Source organism: Thalassotalea sp. G20_0 (assembly GCF_017744175.1).
Lineage (GTDB): Bacteria > Pseudomonadota > Gammaproteobacteria > Pseudomonadales > Endozoicomonadaceae > Endozoicomonas.
In genome coordinates, this window is the sequence record NZ_JAGHQV010000308.1 from 1 (window position 1) to 836 (window position 836).

Consider the following 836-nt stretch of genomic DNA (forward strand, 5'->3'; position numbering starts at 1 on the left):
CGTCAGTTTCGTCCTGATCTTCCAGGCGTATCCTATTGACCAGTAACTCTGTAGTATCTTTGTTGTAATAATCTTTATCGATGGCTAATCGCAGGGCATGACTGATATTTTCGGGCGAGAAATGCTTAACGTACTTCTTACATAATTTTTCCAGAAATTCCTCATGCTTGTATAAAATTGGGTAATGTAGCGGTGTTTTTCCACTCTTGTCAGTTTGGTTGATATTATCTTTAGAGAATAGTTCTTTCAGACATGATTTGAAGCCCTTCTCAGCAACATAATGCAGCGCTGTTTTCCCACTGTCGTCAGTTTGGTTCATATTCACTTCAGAGATTAGATGTTCCAGACATTTTTTATGGCCATTCTCAGCAGCATAATGCAGCGCTGTTTTCCCACTTTTGTCAGTTTGGTTCTTATTATCTATCCCACTGTTGTGAGTTTGGTTGTTATTAGCTTCAATAAGAGATATCACACAACTTAAGTGGCCCTTCTCAGCAACATAATGCAGCGCTGTTCTTCCACTGTTGTCAGTTTGGTTGATATTCTCTTTAAAGCTTAGAGAATACACTTCCGAAAAGTCACCCTTCTCAGCCGCACGGTGCAGCTTTGTTTTCCCAAGCTCATCAACGTCTTTGGCTTCCCCTGGGGACGGATATTCCTGCGGTAATACTATGCTGTCCTCCTCAGCAGCAGAATCAGCCAGAGCAGTTCTGTTTTCGCTGATAGCGGGTGACTCAATTGTTGACAGTTCCCGTGGTGCCGGGTCAGTATCCGGGCCTTCATTGAATGACTTTTTACGAGAGTCAACCGCAGTTTTACTATCAGTCGGGGCAGGA

At 43.1% G+C, this 836-nt stretch carries 1 protein-coding gene; it reads right to left on the minus strand.

Features of this window, described 5'->3' with window-relative positions; all coding sequences use genetic code 11:
* Positions 1-836, minus strand: an 836-nt coding sequence (locus tag J7438_RS26210) for an ankyrin repeat domain-containing protein (protein ID WP_209278965.1), incomplete at both ends; no start/stop codon positions are given.